12 protein-coding genes and 1 pseudogene are annotated in these 20922 nt (G+C 75.6%); all 13 read left to right on the top strand.

Annotated features, from left to right (window positions below; all coding sequences use genetic code 11):
- Positions 1-1308 (top strand): annotated as a pseudogene (locus OO48_RS08280) (type I polyketide synthase); the annotation flags it as partial.
- On the top strand, positions 1305-2585 hold the full coding sequence (locus tag OO48_RS08275) for a cytochrome P450 family protein (RefSeq protein ID WP_051731895.1): 1281 nt from the start codon (positions 1305-1307) through the stop codon (positions 2583-2585). The pseudogene OO48_RS08280 and the gene OO48_RS08275, both read left to right, overlap by 4 nt.
- On the top strand, positions 2582-3781 hold the full coding sequence (locus OO48_RS08270) for a serine hydrolase domain-containing protein (RefSeq protein ID WP_033213721.1): 1200 nt from the start codon (positions 2582-2584) through the stop codon (positions 3779-3781). The genes OO48_RS08275 and OO48_RS08270 overlap by 4 nt, the downstream gene beginning before the upstream one ends.
- On the top strand, positions 3778-4698 hold the full coding sequence (locus OO48_RS08265) for a phytanoyl-CoA dioxygenase family protein (RefSeq protein ID WP_051731894.1): 921 nt from the start codon (positions 3778-3780) through the stop codon (positions 4696-4698). The genes OO48_RS08270 and OO48_RS08265 overlap by 4 nt, the downstream gene beginning before the upstream one ends.
- A 39-nt stretch (positions 4699-4737) precedes the next feature.
- Positions 4738-12369, top strand: coding sequence for a hybrid non-ribosomal peptide synthetase/type I polyketide synthase (locus OO48_RS34955; RefSeq protein ID WP_051731893.1), 7632 nt, complete (start codon positions 4738-4740; stop codon positions 12367-12369).
- Positions 12366-13136 (top strand): class I SAM-dependent methyltransferase, encoded by a 771-nt coding sequence (locus OO48_RS08255; RefSeq protein WP_033213720.1) that lies wholly within the window; start codon positions 12366-12368, stop codon positions 13134-13136. The genes OO48_RS34955 and OO48_RS08255 overlap by 4 nt, the downstream gene beginning before the upstream one ends.
- Positions 13133-13993: a TauD/TfdA dioxygenase family protein gene (locus tag OO48_RS34950; RefSeq protein ID WP_051731892.1), complete on the top strand. Its 861-nt coding sequence runs from the start codon at positions 13133-13135 to the stop codon at positions 13991-13993. Before OO48_RS08255 ends, OO48_RS34950 begins: the two co-directional genes overlap by 4 nt.
- Positions 13994-13995: 2 nt before the next feature.
- Positions 13996-15495: a peptide MFS transporter gene (locus OO48_RS08245; RefSeq protein WP_033213719.1), complete on the top strand. Its 1500-nt coding sequence runs from the start codon at positions 13996-13998 to the stop codon at positions 15493-15495.
- 102 nt (positions 15496-15597) lie between these two features.
- Entirely contained in the window at positions 15598-16719 is a 1122-nt protein-coding gene (locus OO48_RS08240; RefSeq protein ID WP_033213718.1) for a LuxE/PaaK family acyltransferase, read from the top strand.
- Positions 16716-17579, top strand: a complete 864-nt coding sequence (locus tag OO48_RS34945) for an alpha/beta fold hydrolase (RefSeq protein WP_051731891.1) — start codon at positions 16716-16718, stop codon at positions 17577-17579. The genes OO48_RS08240 and OO48_RS34945 overlap by 4 nt, the downstream gene beginning before the upstream one ends.
- Positions 17576-19057 (top strand): acyl-CoA reductase, encoded by a 1482-nt coding sequence (locus OO48_RS08225; protein ID WP_033213715.1) that lies wholly within the window; start codon positions 17576-17578, stop codon positions 19055-19057. The genes OO48_RS34945 and OO48_RS08225 overlap by 4 nt, the downstream gene beginning before the upstream one ends.
- A 65-nt stretch (positions 19058-19122) precedes the next feature.
- Positions 19123-20043, top strand: coding sequence for an ABC transporter ATP-binding protein (locus tag OO48_RS08220; RefSeq protein WP_033213714.1), 921 nt, complete (start codon positions 19123-19125; stop codon positions 20041-20043).
- Positions 20040-20834, top strand: a complete 795-nt coding sequence (locus OO48_RS08215; RefSeq protein WP_051731890.1) for an ABC transporter permease — start codon at positions 20040-20042, stop codon at positions 20832-20834. Before OO48_RS08220 ends, OO48_RS08215 begins: the two co-directional genes overlap by 4 nt.
- Positions 20835-20922: the final 88 nt, after the last annotated feature.

Here is a 20922-nt window from a genome sequence, read left to right as displayed (position 1 = left end):
GCCCCGTTCCCGCCCGCCCCGCCGACCGTCCCCGCCCCGGCCGCGCCCGCCGTCCCCGCGACTCCCGGCACGCCCGCCGGCTCCGGGGCCGTCGCCGCGGCGGACGGCGCGGTGCTGTGGGGCCGGGCGGAGCTGGAGCGGTTGGCGTCCGGGCGGGTCTCGGAGGTGTTCGGGCCGCGGTTCGCGGCGCTCGACTCCCGGCCGCGGCAGACCCGGATGCCGATGCCGCCGCTGCTGCTGGCCGACCGGGTCACGGCGCTCACGGGCGAGCCGGGCGGCATGGGCCGGGGAACGATCCGGACCGAGACGGACGTGGCGCCGGACGCCTGGTACCTGGACGCGGCCGGCCGGATGGCGGCGGGCCCGTTCGTCGAGGCGGGGCAGGCCGACCTGCTGCTGATCAGCTGGCTCGGGGTGGACCTCGACAACCCGGACGACCGGGTGTACCGGCTGCTCGGCTGCCGGCTGGAGTTCCACGGCCCGCTGCCCCGGCCGGGCGACCGGCTGCGGTACGAGATCTCCATCGACCGGTACGCGGCCCACGACGGGGTGCGGCTGTTCTTCTTCCAGTATGCCTGTTACAACGGCGAGCGGCTCTGCCTGACCCTGACCGACGGGCAGGCCGGCCACTTCACGGACGCCGAACTGGCGTCGTCCGGCGGCGTCGTCCGGACGCTCGCCGAGGAGCCGCCGCCGGGCCGGGCCGAGCCGCCGGTGGTGGCCGGGACGCGGACCCGGTTCGGCCGGGCGGAGCTGCGGGCGTTCGCCGAGGGCCGTCCGCTGGACTGCTTCGGGCCGGGCTGGGAGGCCACCGCCGGCCACCGGGCCACCCCGCGCCCGCCGTCGGGACACCTGGCGCTGCTGCACGAGGTGACGGCGTTCGACCCGGTGGGCGGCCCGTGGGGGAGGGGCTTCCTGAGCGCCCGCACCGAGGTGCGGCCGGACGACTGGTTCTTCCCCGGCCACTTCCGCAACGACCCGTGCATGCCCGGAACGCTGATGTTCGAGGCCGGGCTGCAGGCGCTCGCCTTCCACCTGGCCGCGCTCGGCCACACCGTCGACCGGGACGGCTGGCGGTTCGAACCCGTACCGGGCCTGCCGTACGACCTGCGCTGCCGCGGCCAGGTGACCCCGGCGACCCGGCTGCTGGAGTACCGGGTCCACGTCCGCGAGGTCACCGGCGGGGCCGGACCCGTGATCGAGGCGGATCTGCTGTGCCTCGCCGACGGCCTGCCCGCCTTCCACATCCCGCGCGCCGGCGTCCGGCTGGTGCCGCCGACGGACGCCCGAACGGAGCCGACCCGATGACCGAACCCCGTACCCGGGCGCCGCGCACCCAGCCGCCGCCCGGCCCCCGGCCGGCGCAGGCCGCCGACAGCATCCCGGTGCACGACCGGGAGTTCAAGCGCTTCCCGCACGCCCTGTACGACGAGATCCGGGCGGGCGGCGGCCTGCGCCGGCTCGACGTCCCGGACGGGGCGCCCGGCTGGTTCGTCACCGGTTACGAGCAGGCCCGCGCCCTGCTCGCGGACCCGCGGATGTCGAAGGACTCGGCGTACGGCGGCCCGGAGTGGCACCGCCGGCAGCCGCAGCGGGACGGCGACAGCTCGCGCCCGCTCTTCCGGCACCTGCTCACCCTGGACGCGCCCGAGCACACCCGGCTGCGGGCCACCGTGCAGCGCGAGTTCACCTCCGGCCGGGTCCGCGCGATGCGGCCGCTGGTGCAGGCCGTCGCCGACGACCTGGTGGACGGGCTCCTCGAACGCGGCGGCGGGGACCTGCTCGACGACTTCGCGTTCCCGATGGCGCTGATGGTGATCTGCGCGCTGCTGGGCGTGCCGTTCGAGGACCGCACCGAGTTCAAGGCCTGGTCGGCGGTGCTGGTGGCCTCCGAGCAGGCCGCCCCGCAGGCGGTGCTGGCCGCGGGCGACGCGATGCGCGGCTACCTGGCGGACCTGCTCCGCCGCAAGGTCGCGGAGCCCGACGGCACCCTCTACTCCGGTCTGGCCCGGTCGTTCACCGCGGGCGAGCTGACCGAGGAGGACGTGGTCTCGATGGGCTTCCTGCTGCTGGTGGCCGGTCACGAGACCACCGTCAACCTGGTCGGCAACGGCATGGCGGAACTGCTCGCCCGGCCCGCGCACGCCCGCACGCTGCGCGCCGAGCCGGAGCTGATCCCGGGCGCCGTCGAGGAGTTCCTCCGGTACGCCGGCTCCCTGGAGATCGCCACGCCGCGCTTCGCCAAGGAGGACGTGGAGATCGGCGGGGTGCGGATCGCCCGCGGCGACACGGTGTACGTGGTGCTCGGCGCGGCCGGCCACGACCCGGCCCGCTGGCCCGACCCGCACGCCCTGGACCTGCGCCGGGACGCCACCGGCCACCTGGCGTTCGGCCACGGCGCCCACTACTGCGTCGGCGCGCCGCTGGCCCGGATGGAGGGCCGGATCGCCTTCGAGACCCTGCTGCGCCGCCTGCCCTCGCTCCGACTGGCCGTCCCGGCCGAGGAGTTGACCGTGCGGCCCGGCCTGATCATGCGCGGGCTGGAACGACTGCCGGTGCGCTGCACCGCCGAGGAGGAGCGATGACCGACACCGCCACCGCACCGCCGACCGGCACCGTGCACCCGGCGTTCGAGCCGGTGCGCGAGGTCTTCGAGGGCCTGTTCCGGTCGGGCGCCGAGACCGGCGCGGCGCTGTGCGTGTACCACCGCGGCCTCCCGGTGGTCGACCTGTACGGGGGAGTGGCCGACCCGGTGACCGGCGCGCCGTGGCGGGCCGACACCCTCGTCGCGCTGACGTCGGTGACCAAGACGGTGCTGGCCACCGTGGTCCTGCGGTGCGCCCAGGACGGCCTGATCGACATCGACCGTCCGGTGGCCGACCACTGGCCGGAGTTCGCCGCCGGGGGCAAGGGCGGCATCACCGTGGCCACCGCCCTCTCGCACCGCGCGGGCATCCCGTTCTTCCCGCGCCCGGTGACCTTCGCCGACCAGGTCGCGCGCACCCCGGTGCTGGAGATGCTGGCCGGGCTGCGCCCGGTCTGGGAGCCCGGCACCCGGCACGGCTACCACGCGATCACGCTCGGGTTCCTGCTGACCGAGCTGCTGCGGCGGGCCACCGGCAGCAGCGAGGGCCCGCTGGTCCGGGACGTGCTCGCCCGGCCGCTCGGCCTCGACCTGCACCTGGGCCTGACGCCGGACCAGGTGCCGCGGGTGGCCGGGGTGGTGCCCCCCGAGGACGGCGAGGACCGCTTCGACCCGTCCATCGCCGAGTACTGCGCCGCGGTCAAGGACCCGTCCTCGCTGTTCCACCGCGCGACCTTCGGGAGCAGCGCGATGACCTTCGAGGACATGAACGACGTCCGCTACCACACCGTGGAGCGGCCGGCGGCCGGCTACGCGACGGCCGCCGCGGTCGCCCGGCTGTTCGCCTCGCTGGCGGGCGCCCCGGACGGGGTCCGGCTGCTGGAGCCGGAGTGGACCGACCGGGCCCGCACCCCGTACGCGGCCGGGACCGACCAGGTCTTCCGGTTCGAGACCTCCTTCGGGCTGGGCTACATGCTCCCCGGCGGACGGCTGTGGACCGGCGGAAGCCGGGCGTTCGGCCACATCGGCTCCACCGGCGCACTGGCGTTCGCCGACCCGGAGCAGCAGTTGGCCTTCGCCTACCTGCCCAACCGCATGAAGCACGTCTACGAGTTCCCGGACCGGCGTGCCACCGCGCTGGCCCGTGCCGCCGTCGCCGCGGCGACGGCCCGCCCCGATGGACAGGAGTCCCCGTGACCGACACGTTCAGCGCCTCCGACACCCTCCTGAAGGAGTACGAGACCAACGGCTTCGCGATCCTGCGCGGGGTCGTCGACCCGGCCCTGATCGAGGAGTGCCACGCCCACGTCGCCTGGCTCGGCCGCAAGTACCCGGACCTGCGGCCCGAGGAGTACCACCACCCGCTGATGCGCAACGACGCGTTCTGGGTGCGGATGGTCTCCGACAGCCGCCTGGTCGACATCGCCGAGCGCTTCCTCGGCCCGGACGTGGCCTGCTTCACCGCCCACTACGTGTGCAAGCCCCCCTACGACGGCCGGCCGGTGCTCTGGCACCAGGACGGCGCCTACTGGAAGCTGACGCCGATGGAGGCGCTGACCGTGTGGCTGGCGGTCGACCACTCCAACCGCGGCAACGGGTGCCTGCGGATGATCCCCGGCAGCCACGTCCTGCCGATCCACCCGCCGGTCTCCCGCACCGACGTGCCGAACATGCTGTTCTCCGAGGCGAAGGACGACCTGGTCGCCGAGTGGGCGGCGAAGGCCGGCGTGGTGGAGATCGAGCTGGAGCCCGGCGACGTCTCCATCCACCACCCCAACCTGCTGCACTACTCGGAGCCGAACACCTCCGCCGACCGCCGCTGCGGGCTGGACATCGGCTACATGGCCGCGTCCACCTCGATCTCCAACGAGGGCCTCTACATGGACCCGCTGCTGGTCCGCGGCAACCCCGTCCCCGGCGTCAACTCCTACCGCAGCTGGCCGCGGTGGAACGCCGACGAGACCGTCCCGTTCCGCGGCGACGCGGAGTGGGACGCGCGGGCGGCCGCCGCCGACCTGCGCTCCGGCGCCCGCACCGGCGACCGGGCGGAGACCCCGCTCCAGGTGACCCACCGCATGGTCGCCCGCCTCCAGGAGGGCACGGTCACCCGCTGACCGGCCGGCCGCCCCGCCCCACGACCCCGAGGAGTCCCCGTGCCGTCCCCCGTCTACGCCCCGGTCACCGCCCGGGTGGCCGCCCAGGCCCGGCTGACGCCGGACCGGGAGGCCGTGGTCTTCCGCGACGAGCGGATGACCTACCGCGACCTGGACCGCGCCGCCGCCGCGGTGGCGGCCGCGGTGCGCGCCCACGGCCGGGGACCGGACGACCTGGTCGCGGTGTGCCTGCCGCGATCCGCCCGGATGGTCGCGGCGCTCCTCGGGATCCTGCGGGCCGGGGCGGCCTACCTGCCGGTCGACCCCGGCGGCGCGCCCGAGCGCGCGGCCCACCTCCTGGAGACCGGCCGGGTCGGCCTGGCCGTGGTCGCCGGCGGCACCGGGGCGGCCCTGGCCCGCGAGGGCCTGCGCACCCTCGACCTCGACCGGCTCGTCGCCGACGCCGGGCCCGCCGACGCCGGGTTCGTCGATGCGCAGCCCGGCCCGGAGGACCTCGCGTACACGCTGTTCACCTCCGGTTCGACCGGCCGCCCCAAGGGCGTCGCGATGCCGCACCGGGCGCTGTCGAACCTGATCGACCACCAACTCGCCTCCAGCGCCGCCCACCACGGCGGTGCGCCGATGCGCACCCTGCAGTACACGCCGCTCACCTTCGACGTGTCCTTCCTCGACATCTTCGCCACCCTCGCGGCCGGCGGCACCGTCGTCGTCCCCGACGAGGAGCAGCGGCGCGATCCCGGGACCCTGCTCGACCTGATCGCGCGGGAGCGCGTGACGAGCCTGTTCCTGCCGCTGGTCGCCCTCCACGCGATCGCCGACACCGCCGTGCGCACCGGCGCCGCCGCCCCGTCGCTGCGCGAGGTGATGACCGGCGGCGAACAGCTCGTCATCACGCCCGGGGTGACGGCATGGTGGCGCACCATGCCCGACTGCGTGCTGCAGAACATCTACGGCCCCACCGAGGCCCACGTGGTGACCGTGCACGACCTGTCCGGCGATCCGGACGACTGGCCGGTGCTGGTCCCGATCGGCCGGCCCATCGCGGGCGCCGGCATCCACCTGCTGGACGACCGGATGCGGCCGGTGCCGGACGGCGAGCCCGGCGAACTGTGGATCTCCGGGGTGTGCCTGGCCCGCGGCTACCTCGGCCAGCCGGAGCTGACCGCGGACCGCTTCCGCGACACCCCCGAGGGCCGCCGCTACCGGACCGGCGACCTCGCCGTGCGGCTCCCGGACGGCAGCTACCGGTTCACCGGGCGCAGCGACGACCAGCTCAAGATCCAGGGCGTGCTGGTCGAGCCCGCCGAGATCGAGGCCGTGCTGGCCCGGCACCCCGACGTGGCGGCCTGCGCCGTCCTCCCGCAGGCGAGCGCGACCGGCACCGTCCTCGCCGCCTACGTGCAGCCGCGCTCCGGCGGCGGGTCCGCCCCCGTGCGGGACGACGGCCGGGCCTGGCGCGACCACCTGGCGGCCGCCCTGCCGGCGGCCGTGGTGCCGGCGCTGTGGATGCGGATGCCGCGCCTGCCCACCACCAGCAGCGGCAAGGTGGACCGCAAGGCGCTGCCGCCCGTCCCCGCGTCGCGGCCGGCCCTGGCCGTGCCGCTGGCCGCGCCGCTCACCGCCACCGAGCGCACCCTCGCGGCGGTCTGGGAGGAGGTGCTGGAGGTCGCGCCGGTCGGCGTCGACGACGGGTTCTTCGAGCTGGGCGGCACCTCGCTGCGGGCCGGTGCGGTGGTGGCCCGGCTGCACGCCGAAGCGGGCGTCCGGATCCGGGTCGTGCAGCTCTTCGAGAACCCGACGGTGCGCGCCCTGGCCGCCGCCCTCGACGCCGCGGCCGGCGCCTGCGGCCCGGCGGACGCCGCCCCGGCGCCGCGCGCCCCGCGCACCGCCCCGGCGGCCACCGGCCGGATCGCCGTGGTCGGCATGGCCTGCCGCTTCCCCGGCGCCGCCGACCCGGCGCAGCTGTGGCGCAACCTGCTGGACGGCGTCGAGTCGGTGACCCGGTTCGCCCCGGACCCGGACGACGACCCGGACTTCGTGCCCGCCGCCTCCGTCCTGCCGGACATCGAGCAGTTCGACGCCGGCCTGTTCGGCCTCTCCCCCCGCGAAGCGGCCCAACTCGACCCGCAGCAGCGCCTGTTCCTGGAGTGCGCCTGGCAGGCCCTGGAGGACGCGGCGGTCGACCCGCGCCGCTTCCCCGGCCGGGTCGGCGTCTTCGGCGGGGGAGGCCCCAGCACCTACCTGATCAACAACGTGCACCCGTCCCAGGACTGGCGCCCCGACCGGAACTTCCTCGACTCCGCCGCCGACGTGGCCCTGCTGGTCGCCAACGACAAGGACTTCCTGACCGGCCGCACCGCCTACACCCTCGACCTGCGCGGCCCCGCCGTCACCCTCAACGCCGCCTGCGCGACCTCGCTGTTCGCCGTGCACGCCGCCCGCCGCGCCCTGCTGGACGGCGAGGCCGACCTCGCCCTCGCCGGCGCCGCGTGCGTCCCGGTGCCGCAGCTCTCCGGCCACCTGCGCCAGCCCGGCATGCCGTTCTCGCCGGACGGGCACTGCCGCGCCTTCGACGCGGACGCCGCGGGCACCGTCTTCGGCAGCGGCGTCGGCATGGTCGCCCTCAAGCGACTGGAGGACGCGCTCGCCGACGGCGACGACATCCACGCCGTCCTGCTGGGCAGCGCGATCAACAACGACGGCGCGGCGAAGGTCGGCATGACCGCTCCGGGCGTCGACGGGCAGGCCCGCGCCGTGGCCGACGCCCTGCACGCCGCCGGGGTGGCGGCCGCCGACATCCGCTTCGTCGAGGCGCACGGCACCGCCACACCCGTCGGCGACCCGATCGAGGTGGCGGCGTTGCGGCGGGTGTTCGGCACCGGCGACCCCGGCCGGTGCGCCCTCGGCTCCGTCAAGACCAACCTCGGCCACCTCGGGTGGGCCGCCGGTATGGCCGGGCTGATCAAGACCGTCCTCGCGCTGCGGCACCGGGTCATCCCGCCGACCCTGCACTTCACCCGGCCGAATCCCGAACTGGACCTGGAGAAGGGCCCGTTCTACGTCAACACCGAGCCCGTCCCGTTCCCCGCGGCGCCCGGGACGCCGCGTCGGGCCGGCGTCAGCGCCTTCGGCCTGGGCGGCTCCAACGCGCACCTGGTCCTGGAGGAGCCCCCCGCCCCGCAGCCCCCGCGCGCCACGCCGCCCGGCGAGGCGGCCGGCGGCGCGGCCGACGGGACCGACGCCGCACCGCTGGTGCTGCCGCTCAGCGCCCGCACCCCCGCCGCGCTGGCCGCGCTGGCCGCCCGGCACCGCGACGCCCTCGCCGCCGACCCGGACGCCGACCCGGCCGACCTCGCGCACACCCTGCGCACCGGACGGACGGCCCTCGACGTGCGCCGCGCCCTGGTCGCCACCGACCGGGCGGAGGCGATCGCCCGACTCGACGCCCTGGCCGCCGGCCCCGCCCCGGCGGCCGCGCCCGGCAGCCGCCGGGTGGTGGCGCTGTTCACCGGCCACGGACCGGAACACCTCGGAATGGGCCGCGGCCTCTACCTCCACTCCGCGGCGTTCCGGGACGCCCTCGACGCCTTCGACGGGCAGGCCGTCCCGCTGCTCGGCCGCGGTCTCGGCGAGGTGCTCTACGGGCCCGGCACGGCCCCCGGCGCCCCCGTCACCGGGGTGCTGGAGGCCCACGTGCTGGTCTACTCCGTGCAGGTCGCGCTGGCCGCGTTCTGGGCCGCGGCCGGCGTCCGGTTCGACGCCGTGCTCGGCCACAGCCTCGGCGAGTACGCCGCCGCCGCCACCGCCGGCGTCCTCGACCCGCAGGACGGCTTCCGCCTGGTGGTCACCCGCGCCCGGCTGATGCTCGACCGGCCCGAGGACGGCGGCATGGCCGCGGTGCACGCCGACGAACCGACCGTCCGCGAGGCACTCGCCCGCACCGGCGCCGACCTCGACGTCGCCGTCCTCAACTCGCCGACGAACACCGTGGTCTCCGGCCCCCGCGCCGAGGTGGCGAGGTTCTGCGCCGACGCCGCCGCGCTCGGACTGCCCGTCAGGGCGCTGCGCACGCTCCGGGCCGGCCACTCCCGGATGATGGCGCCGCTGTCCGCCCCGATGACCGCGGCCGCCGCCGGCGTCGACCTGCACCCGCCGACCCTGCCGTTCTTCTCCGGCCTCACCGGCGGCCCCGACGACACCCGGATCGGCACCCCCGCGTACTGGGGCGACCAGATGCGGGCCACCGTCCGGTTCGCCGAAGCCCTGCGGGCCGCGGCCCGCCCCGGGGCCGCCGCGTTCGTCGAACTCGGCGCCTCGCCGACCCTGCTGACGATCGGCCAGGACCTGCTGCCGGACCTCCCGGCCCGCTGGCTCCCGACCCTCGACCGGCACCGGGACGCCGCCGCCACCGCCGCGGCCGCCCTCGGCGGCCTCTGGGAGGCCGGCGTGGACGTCGACCTGACCGCCGCCGGCCACCGGCCCGGCCGCCCCCGCCACCTGCCCGGCTACCCGTTCCAGCGCGAACGCCACTGGATCGACGCCCCGCAGCGGCCCGCCGCGCCCGGTACGGCCCCCGCCCGCCGGCGCACCGCGCTGCGCCACTGGTCGCAGCTGCGGCACGAGCAGGTGTGGCGCCCCGTCACGCCCGCGGGCCCGCCCCGCGCGGCGGCCGGCTGGATCGTGGTGGCGCCCGACGACCTGGCCGCCCGCCTGGCCGCCGCCGGCCTGCCGTGCCGGGCGGCCACCGCCGCCGAAGCGCCCGCGCTGCTCGCCGCGCTCCCGGGCCACGGCCTGCTGCACACCGCCGCCACCGAGGGCGACGACCCGCTGGACGCCGTCCGTCCCGGCCTGCGCGACGCCCTCGACCTGGCCCGGGCCGCGGCCCGGCACGGCGCGCCGCTGTGCCTGGTCACCCGGGCCGCCCAGGCCGTCCGCCCCGGCGACCCGGTCACCCCCGCGCAGGCCCCGCCGTGGGGCCTGGGCCGGGTGGTGGCCGTCGAACACCCCGAACTCGCCTGCACCCTGGTCGACCTGGCGGCCGAACCGGCCCCCGACGAGGCCGCCCGGCTGGCCGCCGTGCTCGCCGCCGCCGGCCCGGAACGGCAGCTGGCCCTGCGCGACGGCGGCTGGTACGCGCCCCGCCTGGTCCCGGCCCCCCGCTCCGGCACCGCCCCGGCGCCCGCGCCCCGCCCGGACGCCGGCTACCTGATCGTCGGCGGCCTCACCGGACTCGGCCTGTGGGCCGCCCGCCGCCTCGCCGAGCGCGGCGCCCGCCACCTGGTCCTGGCCGGCCGCCGGCCGCCGTCACCCGAGACCCTGGCCGTCCTCGACGAGCTGCGCGGGCGCGGCGTCCACGTCACCGTGCACGCCGCCGACGTCACCGACCCGGCCCAGGTCGACGCCCTGCTCGACGCCTGCGCCCCCGCGCTCGCCGGCGTGCTGCACTGCGCGGGCGCCCTGGACGACGCGCTCCTCGCCGACCAGGACTGGGACCGCTTCGAAGCGGTGCTCGCGCCGAAGGTGCGCGGCGCCTGGCTGCTGCACCGCGCCGTGCAGGACCGCGGCCTGGCCCTGGACTGGTTCGCCACCTACTCCTCCGCCACCTCGGTGCTCGGCAACTTCGGCCAGGCCAACTACGCCGCGGCCAACGCCTTCCTGGACGCCCTCGCCTGGCACCGCCGGGCCGCCGGCCTGCCCTCGCTGACGGTCAACTGGGGCGCCTGGACCGGCGTCGGCGAACTCGCCAACCGCCCCGAGCTGCTCGCCCAGGTGCTGCGCCGCGGCATGGGGCGGTTCTCCGCCGAGGACGGGGCCGAGCTGCTGGAGCACGCCCTCGGCGACGGCAGCACCCAGGTCTGCGCCCTGCCCAACGACTGGCCGGTGTTCCTGCCCCGGCACAACCTGGCCGACGACCCGCGGTTCGCCGAACTGCTGCCCGCCGAACCGGCCCGCCCCGCCCGCCGCAGCCTCGACCCGGCCGAGCTGGCCGCCGCCGACCCGGCGCGCCGCCGCGACCTGCTCACCGCCGAGGTCACCGAGGTCCTCGGCCTGGTGACCGGCGTCGCGGCCGACGCCCTCGACACCGCGAGCCCGTTCGCCGGCCTCGGCGTGGACTCGCTGAGCGCCGTCCAGGTGCGCAACGAGCTGCAGCGGCGGCTGCGCTGCACGCTGGAGGCGAAGCTGCTGTTCGTCCACCCCACCGTGGAGCAGCTCACCGCCCACCTGGACACCGTCCTCGACGAGGACTGGGCCCGCACGGTCGCACCCGACGCCCCGGCCGCCGACGCCGCCGACGCCGCGCAGCCCGCCGCGCCCGCGCAGCCCGTCGCGGACGCCCCCGCGCCCGCGCCCACCGTCCAGCAGCGCCGCTGGCTCCGGCTGGTCCGCGACGTCCGCTACGGGCAGCGCGCCGTCCCGGTGATCTTCCACGCGCCGCTGGACCGGGCGGCGTTCCGCCGCGCCCTGGAGACCGTCGTCGGCCGCCACGAGCTGCTCCGCTACCGGTACCCCGGGGGCCGCGTCGAACTGCTGCCGCCCGCCCGGGTGCTGCCCGGCGACGACGAGCTGTTCGGCGACCTCCGGGCGCTGGCGGCCGGGGAACGGGCGGCCGCGGTCGCCGCCGAGGTGGACCGCTGCCGCGACCGGATGCCCGACCCGTACCTCGCACCGTCCTGGACGGTGCGGGCGATCGCCCTCACCGACGACCGCTTCCTGGTCCTGGTCGGCGCCCAGCACCTGGAGTTCGACGGCTCCGCGCTGTCGTACTTCCTCACCGAGCTCAAGACCGCCTACAGCGGCGGCGACCTGCCCGCGCCGGCCGCCCCGTACCGGGAGTACGCCGAGCAGCAGGCCCGCTACCTGGCGGGCCCGGTGGAGAACGACCGGGCCTGGTTCGGCGGGCTCTTCGCCGGCGTGGAGCGCACCACCGTACTGCCCGGCCACCCCGGCTTCGGCACCACCACCGCCCTGCCGGCCCGCCGCCACTCCGCACCGCTCGCGCCGTTCGACCGGGTGACGGCCGTCGCCGACGCCCTCGACACCTCCCCGTTCGCGCTGGTCCTGGCGTCCTACGCGCGGCTGGTCGGGCAGGTCGCCGACACCGTCGAACCCGTCGTCGCGGTCATCCGCAGCGCCCGCTCGCAGGCCGCGTTCGCCTCCACCATCGGTCCGTTCACCACACCGTTCCCGCTGCCGGTGCGCACCGCCGGCCGCACCGGGCGGCAACTGGTCGAGCAGTGCCGGCGGCTGGTCGAGGCGATGACCACCCGCGCCGACTACCCGCCGACCGACCTGATCGGCACCGCTCCCGCGTTCGCCGGCTTCCCGGAGGACACCTACTTCACCGACACCACCGTCAACTTCCTCAACTACCGCCGCACCGAACGCGACAGCGGCGGCATCCGGGTCGAGGTGCCGGAGATCCTCGGCGAGGTCGTCCACCCGGACCTGGCCGCCGCCGACTTCGGCTCGCTGCGCCGCATCCCGGGCCTGCACCTGGTCGCCGACGTGTCCGACGGCGTGCTCACCGCCAACTACTGGTACCACCGCGACCGGTTCACCCCCGACACCGTGCGCGGCTGGGCCGACGACCACCGTCGCCTGATGGCGGCGCTCCTCGACGAATGCAGCGACGGACGCGGCGACGCAGACACCCCCGGAGACCCCCGATGAGCAGCCCGCACACCCACTACTCCGACCGCGTCGACCGCTACCTGCGCGGCCGCCCCGGCTACCCCGACGCCGTCCTGGACGCGCTGCCCGGCGGCCGGCCGCCGGCCGACGCCGTGATCGCCGACATCGCCGCCGGCACCGGACTGCTGGCCGAGGTCGCGCTGCGCAACGGCAACCGGGTGCTGGCCGTCGAGCCCGACGCCGCGATGCGGGCCGCCGCCCGGGCCAGGTTCGCCGGCCGGCCCGGCTTCCGCTGCACCGCCGGCACCGCCGAGGCCACCGGCCTGCCCGACGCCTGCGCCGACCTGATCACCGTCGGCCAGGCCCTGCACTGGTTCGACCTGCCCGCCGCCCGCGCCGAGTTCGGCCGGATCCTGCGGCCGGGGGGACGGGTGCTGCTGGCCTGGAACGAGCAGGTGCCGGGCCGCTCGCCCCTGCAGAGCGGCATCGACGCGCTGCTGCGCGCCGAACTGCCCGGCTACGGCGCGGCCGCCGACGGCACCCCGTCCGTCACCGAGCTCGCCGCCGCGTTCTTCGGCCGCCCCGTCCCGGGCCGGGTGCTGCCCAACCGGCAGGCCCTCGACGCGGCCGGCCTGCTCGGCCGGGTGCTGTCCAACTCCTACGCGCCCGCGCCCGGCGACCCCGCCCACGACCGGCTCCGGACCGCCCTGCTCGACCTGCACGCCGAGTGCGCCGTCGACGGCCTGGTGCACATCGACTACGACACCTGGGTCTTCCAGGACGCACTGGAGAGGACCCGCGCATGACCGCCCCGCCCGCGACGACCGAGCTGACCGGGTTCGGCCTCGCCGCAGCCCTGGAGCTGACGCCCGACGCCGACCGCGACCCCGCCACCGCCGACCTGGTCCGGCGCGCCCTGGACGACCACGGCGTCCTCGTCCTGCGCGGCCTGCACCTCGACAACGCCCGCTACCGGGACTTCGCCGGGGCCTTCGGCACCCGCGAGGCGGTCTTCCCCGCCGCCCACCGGGACCCGGGCTGGCCGGAGATCCGCCTGCAGTCCAACGTGGCCGGCGAGGGCGTGGCCGCCGGCGGCGAGTACTGGCACGCCGACGGGCCGCTCACCGAGGTGCCCACCGCGCTGACCTTCCTGCTCTGCGAACGCGCCCCCGCCGACGGCGGCGAGACCCTCTTCGCCGACATGCGCCGCGCCCTCGACCTGCTCGACCCGGCCGACCGCGAACGCGCCGGAGGAGCCCTGGGCCGCTACCCGTGCCGGGAGATCGCGGTGCGCGAGATGCGCGACGCGGGCGTCCCGCCCGAGGAGCAGGCCGCCAAGCTCGCCGAACTGCGCGACCTCACCCACCCCGTGGTGCGCACCCACCCGCGCACCGGCCGGCCCGCGCTCTACCTCAACCAGCAGTGGATGACCGCCGTCGTCGGCGAGCCCGACGACGCCCTCCTGCAACGGCTGTACGCCGCCGCCACCGCCCCCGGCAACGTCTACCGGCACCGGTGGCGCCCCGGCGACCTGCTGCTGTGGGACAACGCCGCGGTCATGCACCGGGCGCTGCCGCCCGGCCCCGGCAGCCTCAAGACCACCCGGCGGATCACCATCGCCGGGGCCCCCGTCCCGTCCCCCCGACCCTCGGAAGCGGCCTGACCATGACCGACACCGCCCTCACGGACGTCCCCGGAAGACGCGTGGCGCCCCTGCGCACCGGCTTCCTCGGCCACCCGCGCGCTCTGAGCGCCCTCGCCTTCACCGAGACCTGGGAGCGCTTCTCGTACTACGGGATGCGCGCCATCCTCGTCTACTACCTGTACTACCCGCCGGCCAAGGGCGGTTACGGCGTGCCGAAGGCCTCGGCCGCCGCCCAGGTGTCCGCGTACGCCGCGATGGTGTACATGCTCGGCGTGCTCGGCGGCTGGATCGCCGACCGGCTGGCCGGCACCCGCCGGACGGTGCTGTACGGCGGCGTCGTCATCATGTGCGGCCACATCGTGCTGGCCCTCGCCGCGGGCCTGTCCGTCACCTACGCGGGCCTGATGCTCGTCGTGCTCGGCACCGGCCTGCTGAAGACCAACGTCTCCACCCTGGTCGGCGAGCTGTACGAGCCGTCCGACGAGCGGCGCGACGCCGGCTTCTCGCTGTTCTACGTCGGGCTGAGCCTCGGCGGCTTCGCCGGGCCGCTGGTGGTCGGCTGGATCCAGGACAACGCCGACTTCCACCTGGCGTTCGCCAGCACCGCCCTCGGCATGGCGATCGGCCTGCTGGTGTACGTGCTGTCCGGCCGCGCGTTCGGCTCGGCCGGCCAGCGGCCGCCGAACCCGCTGGGCGCCGGGGAGCGCGGCCGGGTCTGGACGCGGGTCGGCGGCGTCGTCGCGGGCATCGCGGTGTTCGTCGGCGTGCTCGCCGCCACCGACTGGCTGACCGTCGACCGGGTCGTCGACCTGGTCACCTGGGTGAGCTGCGTGCTGCCGGTGCTCTACTTCCTGATGATCGTCCGCAGCCCCCGCACCGCGCCGCAGGAGCGCCGCCGGATGTTCGGCTACATCCCGATCTTCTTCGCCGCGGTGATCTTCGCGCTGCTGTCGAACCAGCAGTTCTCCGTCCTCGCCGTGTACGCGGCCGACCGGGTCGACCTGGACATCCTCGGCTGGTCGTTCCCGCCGTCCTGGTTCGGATCGGTCGACGTGCTCGCCATCGTGCTGCTCGCCCCGGTCGCGGCCGCGGTGTGGGCCCGGCTCGGCCCGCGCCAGCCCAGCCCGTACCGCAAGATGTCCGGCGCGCTGCTGCTGGTCGGCGTCTCCTTCCTGGTGGTCATGCTCGCCAGCGGCGTCTCCGGCCCGCACGGCAAGGTCAACGCCCTCTGGATCATCGGCGTCTACCTGATCATGGCGCTGGGCGAGGTGCTGCTCTCGCCGATCGGCCTGTCCGCGTCCACGAAGCTCGCCCCGGCCGCGTTCATGTCCCAGACCATGAGCCTGTGGTTCCTCAGCGGCGCCGTCGGCAACGGCATCGGCGCCCAGGTGGTCAAGTTCTACGACCCCGCCCACGAGGTCCGCTACTTCGGACTGCTCGGCGCGCTCGCGGTGCTCGGCGCGGTGGCGCTCTACGTCGCCGCCCCCCGCCTGCGCCCCCTCGTGCACGTACTCGACTGACGCTTCCGTCCCACCCGACGGGCCCCCGCACGCACCCAGCGAAAGGAAGCACCGACCAGTGCCCACGTCCACCCGCCGCCCAACCGGATCACGGGGAAACGCATGACCGACCACCTGCCGACCGGCACCGCACCCGGCCTCGACGAACTCGACCGGCTGCTGTCCTCCGCCGACGTCAGCCTGCTGCCGCCGGCCGAGGCCGACGCCTTCCGGCTCGAACACATCCGGGCCGCCGTCGCCTGGCACATCGAACGCAACGAGCGCTACGCCCGGTTCTGCGAACTGCGCGGCTTCGGCGTCGACCGGCTGAAGACCGTCGAGGACCTCGCCGCCGTCCCGCTGCTGCCCGCCGCGCTGTTCAAGCGCGGCGCGCACGTCGTGGCCAGCCGCCCCGCGGACGACGCGGTGCTGCACACCACCTCCAGCGGCACCCAGGGCACCGTCTCGGTGGTCCCGCGCGACGACCGCACCCTCAACCGGTTCTTCGCCACCTGCGGCATCGGCGCGTACGAGGTGCTCGGCCAGCAGCGGTCCGAGCTGCGGCTGTTCAACCTCGGCCCGCTGGAGGCCGGACACCTGTGGATCGCCTACGTGATGTCCGGCATCTCGCTGTTCACCGACGGCGACTGCTACGTCGAGGACGACACGTTCCTGCTCGACGCGCTGCTGCGCGACCTGACCGCCCACACCGGCTCGCCGGTGATGCTGGTCGGGCCGCCGCCGCTGCTGATGGACGCCGCCGAGGCCGCCCGCGAGGCCGGGCTGCGGCTGCACCCCGACTCGCTGGTCGCCACCATCGGCGGCTGGAAGCGGGCGAGCGGCCGGAGCATCCCGCGCGCCGAGTTCGTCGGGCTGATGCTCGACGCCTTCGGCCTCGCCGACGCCGCCCGGGTGCGCGACACCTTCAACATGGTGGAGCTCAACACCGTCATGTTCGAGTGCGCGCACCACCGCCTGCACGTGCCGCCCTGGCTGTACGCCGACGCCAAGGACCCGCGCACCCTCGAACCCGCCGAGCCCGGCGAGACCGGCGTGCTGGGCTTCGTCGACGCCACGCCCACCAGCTACCCCGGCTTCGTGCTGTCCGACGACTTCGGCCGCGTCGACCGGGGCGTGGAGTGCGGCTGCGGCCGCACCGGCGACGTGCTGCACCTGGAACGGCGCATCAACCGAGTGGAAGGGCGCGGCTGCGCCCTCAAGCTGGACCGGAGGACGAACCGATGACCGACCTCACCGCGCTGCGCGGCCGCCACGAACTGGCCGGCCTGGCCGCCCAGTTCGACCTCCCCGAGGGCGAGCCGCGGGGCACCGTGCTGCTCGTGCCGCCGTTCGGCGTCAGTGCCGACAGCCTCTTCATGCCCGCCTACGTGCTGACCGCCAACGGGTTCCGGGTGATCCGCTTCGACCCGCGCAACCACGTCGGCCACAGCGCGGGCGACATGTACGACTTCACCCTCACCTCGTGCGCCGAGGACGTCGCCGCCGTCCTCGCGGCCGCCGACGTCGACGTGATCGTCGGCTTCAGCCTCGCCGCGCCCTCGGTGCTGCGCGCCTGCATCCGCCTGGACGTCGAGACCCCGGTCGTGATGGCGGCCGGCGTCGTCAACATGCGGCACACCCTGCGCGAGGTGCTGGACACCGACTACTTCACCGAGCAGGCCTCCGACCACGTCCTGGTGCTCGGCGAGGACGTCAACGGCGCCGCGTTCATCGACGACTGCCGGGCCTTCGGCGCCGTCGAGTGGAAGGACACCGTCGCCGACGGCGAGAAGGTCCGCTCCCCGCTGACCTGGATCGCCGGCACCGAGGACCCCTGGGTGCTGTTCGACGAGGTCACCGAGTTCGCCCGCGGCCGCACCGCGGGGACGACCGAGGTCGTCCCGGTGCCCGTCGGCACCCACCAGTTCAACCTGAACCCCACCATCGCGTTCACCTACACCAAGGTGATCCTGGACGCCTGCCTGCGACTGACGGGCAGCGAGGAGGAGGGCCGGATGCCCCCGCTGCACGAGGCCATCGCGGCCCGCAAGGCCCAGGCCAAGCTGGAGGCCGCGCAGGCGCGGACCGAGGAGCTGTCCGCATGAGCGAGATCCTCGACCTGCCGCTGATCGTCGCGGGCACCAAGCGCTACGCCGCCGCCGGCGACGACGCGATCACCTTCGCCACCGAGAGCGGCACCACCGTCCGGGTGCCGCGGCTGACCAGGGACGACCTGGCGGCCATCGACGCCCGCCGCGAGGAGGCCGGCGACCGGCTCGCCAAGCTCACCCTGCGCGAGCTGTGCACCTTCCTCTCCGAGGCCGGCCGGCGCTGGATGGACGCCAACTCCGCGGGACGCCGGTTCGTCACCGAGCACGCCGCGAAGTTCGCCCAGCTCGCCCCGAACATGATCGACTACGACTGCTACCTGATGGGCGCCATCCTGGCCGGCCACCACTTCACCTACGACGCGATCGCCAGCGAGTTCGGCAGCGAGCGCTTCCTGGACGAGTGGATGCCCGAGCAGATGTGCTTCCGCCGCGGCTTCCCGCGCGGCCTGGTCCTGCACTACCTGGTCGGCAACATCCCGATGGCCTCCCAGTACAGCCTGATCCGCGGCATCATCACCAAGAACATGAACCTCGCCAAGTGGGCCCGGCGCGATCCGATCACCCCGCTCGGCCTCGCCGAGTCCTTCCTGGAGACGGACCCGCAGCACCCCGTCTCCCAGTGCCTGTCGATGGCCTACTGGAACCACGGCGACCCGATCGGCGACGAAGCCGTGGACGCCGCCGACGCCATCTGCGTGTGGGGCGGCGAGGAGGCCGTGCAGACCGTCAAGCGCAAGGTCCGCGGCGGCGTCCCGATCGCCGAGTACGGCCCCCGCTGGAGCGCCGCCGTCATCGACCTCGACCGGGTCGAGGCCGAGGAGGCCGCCTACCGGCTCGTCGAGGACGTCGCCTACTACGACCAGGAGGCCTGCCTCAACGTGCAGCGCGCCTTCGTCAAGGGCGACGTCAACGACCTGGTGCACCGCCTGCGCCGGCACTTCGAGACCTTCCAGAAGGTCTTCCCGCTCGGCACCAACAGCCAGGACGCCTTCGCCCACCGCGCACTCTCCCTGACCGAGGCCGAGTACCTCGGCTGGGACGTCCGCCGCGGCACCGACTGGGCGGTCGTCGTCGTCGACGACCCGGCCGAGGTGGTCGGCCACCCGCTGGGCCGCACCCTCTACGTGCACCCGGTCAAGGACCTCTCCGAAGTCGCCCGGCACCTCACCCGGCGGACCCAGACCATGAGCGTCTTCCCCTGGGAACTGGCCCAGGAACGCGGCCCGGAGTGGGTGCTGCGCGGCGCCGACCGGCTCACCGACCTCGGCCAGGCCCGCGCCCCGCGCTCGGGCTGGGCCCACGACGGCTCGCTGGCCCTGCACCCGCTGGTCAAGATCGCCACCATCGAACGCCCGATGGAGGAGCACAGCAAGTACTGGTACGGCAACGACCACGAAGCCTGGCTGCGCACCCGCTTCCGGCTCGACCTGGCCATGGAGACCGAGAACGAGACGGCCCCGGCCGGGGCGTGAACCCCGGGCCGGGGGCGGCGGACGCTCCGCCGCCCCCGGCCCGGCCGTCGGGGAGGAACCCGGGAATGACACTGCACATCGAAGGGGTCCACAAGGCGTACGGGGACCGTCCGGTCCTGCGCGGAGTGGACCTGCGGATCGAGCCGGGGGAGGTGACCGGCCTGCTCGGCCTCAACGGCGCCGGCAAGAGCACCCTGGTGACGATCGTCGCCGGACTGCTGCCGCCGGACGCCGGCCGGGTCCTGGTCGGCGGCGTCGACGTCGGCCGCCACCCGCACCGCGCCCGGGCCCACCTCGGGCTCGCGCCCCAGGACCTGGGGATCTACCCCTCGGTGACGGTCCGCGACAACCTGACCCTGTTCGGCCGGCTGGCCGGCCTGCGCGGCGCCCGCCTGCGCGAACGGATCGACAAGGTCGCCGACGCCCTGGAACTGGAGAAGCTCTTCGACCGCCAGGGCCGCGCGCTGTCCGGAGGGGAGCAGCGCCGCCTGCACACCGCGCTCGCGATGCTGCACGAACCCCGGCTCCTGCTGCTGGACGAACCGACGGTCGGCGTCGACGTCGCCACCCGCAGCCGGCTGCTGCAGGCCGTCCGCGACCTCGCCGCCGACGGGGCGGCCATCGGCTACTCCACCCACTACCTGGCCGAACTCGACACCCTCCGCGCCACCGTCGCGATCCTGCACGAGGGAACCATCGTGCGCCGCGGCACCCTCGCCGAACTCGTCGACACCCACGGCCGGGCGGCCGTCGACCTCACCTTCACCGAACGCGTGCCCGACGGACTCGACTTCGGCCCCGACGCGGTGGTCCGCGGCGCCACCGTCCGACTGCCGAGCAGCGACCCCGCCAAGACCGCCGCCGAAGCGCTCGGACTCCTCGGCGCGCACGGCTCCGCGGTCCGCTCCGTCGAACTGGTCCGGCCCGACCTGGAGACGGTCTTCCTGTCGATCACCGGACACCTGCCCCAGGAGGTAGCGGCATGATCACCGCATCGCTCACCCGCGGCGCCGCCCTCGCCCGGCACGAGGTGCGCATCCTCGCCCAGGACCCGTCCCCGCTGGTCGCCCTGGTCGTCATGCCGCTGCTGGTCATCACCTTCCTCCGGCCGGCGTTCCGCTCGATCCTCGTCCAGGAGGGCTACGCCGCCGCCAACGGATCCGAACAGGCGGTGCCCGGACTGACGGTGATGTTCTCCTTCTTCGTCGTCTCCTTCGGCGGCCTGATGCTGTTCCGCGAACACGGCTGGCACACCTGGGCCCGGCTCCAGGTCGCCGGGGTGCGGACGGTGGAGATCGTCGCCGGCAAGACCGCACCGCTGCTCCTGCTGCTGGCCGTCCAGTTCGCTCTGGTCTTCGGCCTCGGATCGGCGCTGTTCGGCTTCCGGCTGCACGGCTCGCCGCCGGCCGCGGCGGCGGTCTTCCTGGCGCTGGCCTGCTGGCTGGTCGCCCTGACCATGCTGATGTTCGCGGTCTGCCGGACCGACCAGCAGATGATCGCCCTGACCAACGTGCTGACCATGCTGTTCGGCGGTCTCGGCGGCGCGCTCGTCCCCGTCGACTCGCTGCCCTCCTGGGCCCGCGCGGTCAGCCCCGCCACCCCCGGCTACTGGGCGATCCGCGGCTTCCGCTCCGTCACCCTGGACGGCGCCGGCCTCTCCGCCGTCGCCACCCCGGTCGCCGTCCTGACCGGCTCCGCCGTCGTGCTCGCCGCCCTGGCCGCCGCACTCCTGCACCGGACGCCCACCAAGTCCGCCAAGGGCACCCGCGGCTACTGACCCCCGGCGCCCGGCGCCGCCCCGGCACGTCCAGGCGGCGCCCGGTGGCCGCCCGCCCCGCGCGCCAGCCCGGCGCACAGGGCGAACA

This window comes from Kitasatospora phosalacinea, assembly GCF_000716545.1.
Classification (GTDB): Bacteria; Actinomycetota; Actinomycetes; order Streptomycetales; family Streptomycetaceae; genus Kitasatospora; species Kitasatospora phosalacinea.
The sequence above is the reverse complement of the archived record's forward strand: the minus strand, read 5'-3'. Positions and strand labels throughout refer to the sequence as shown.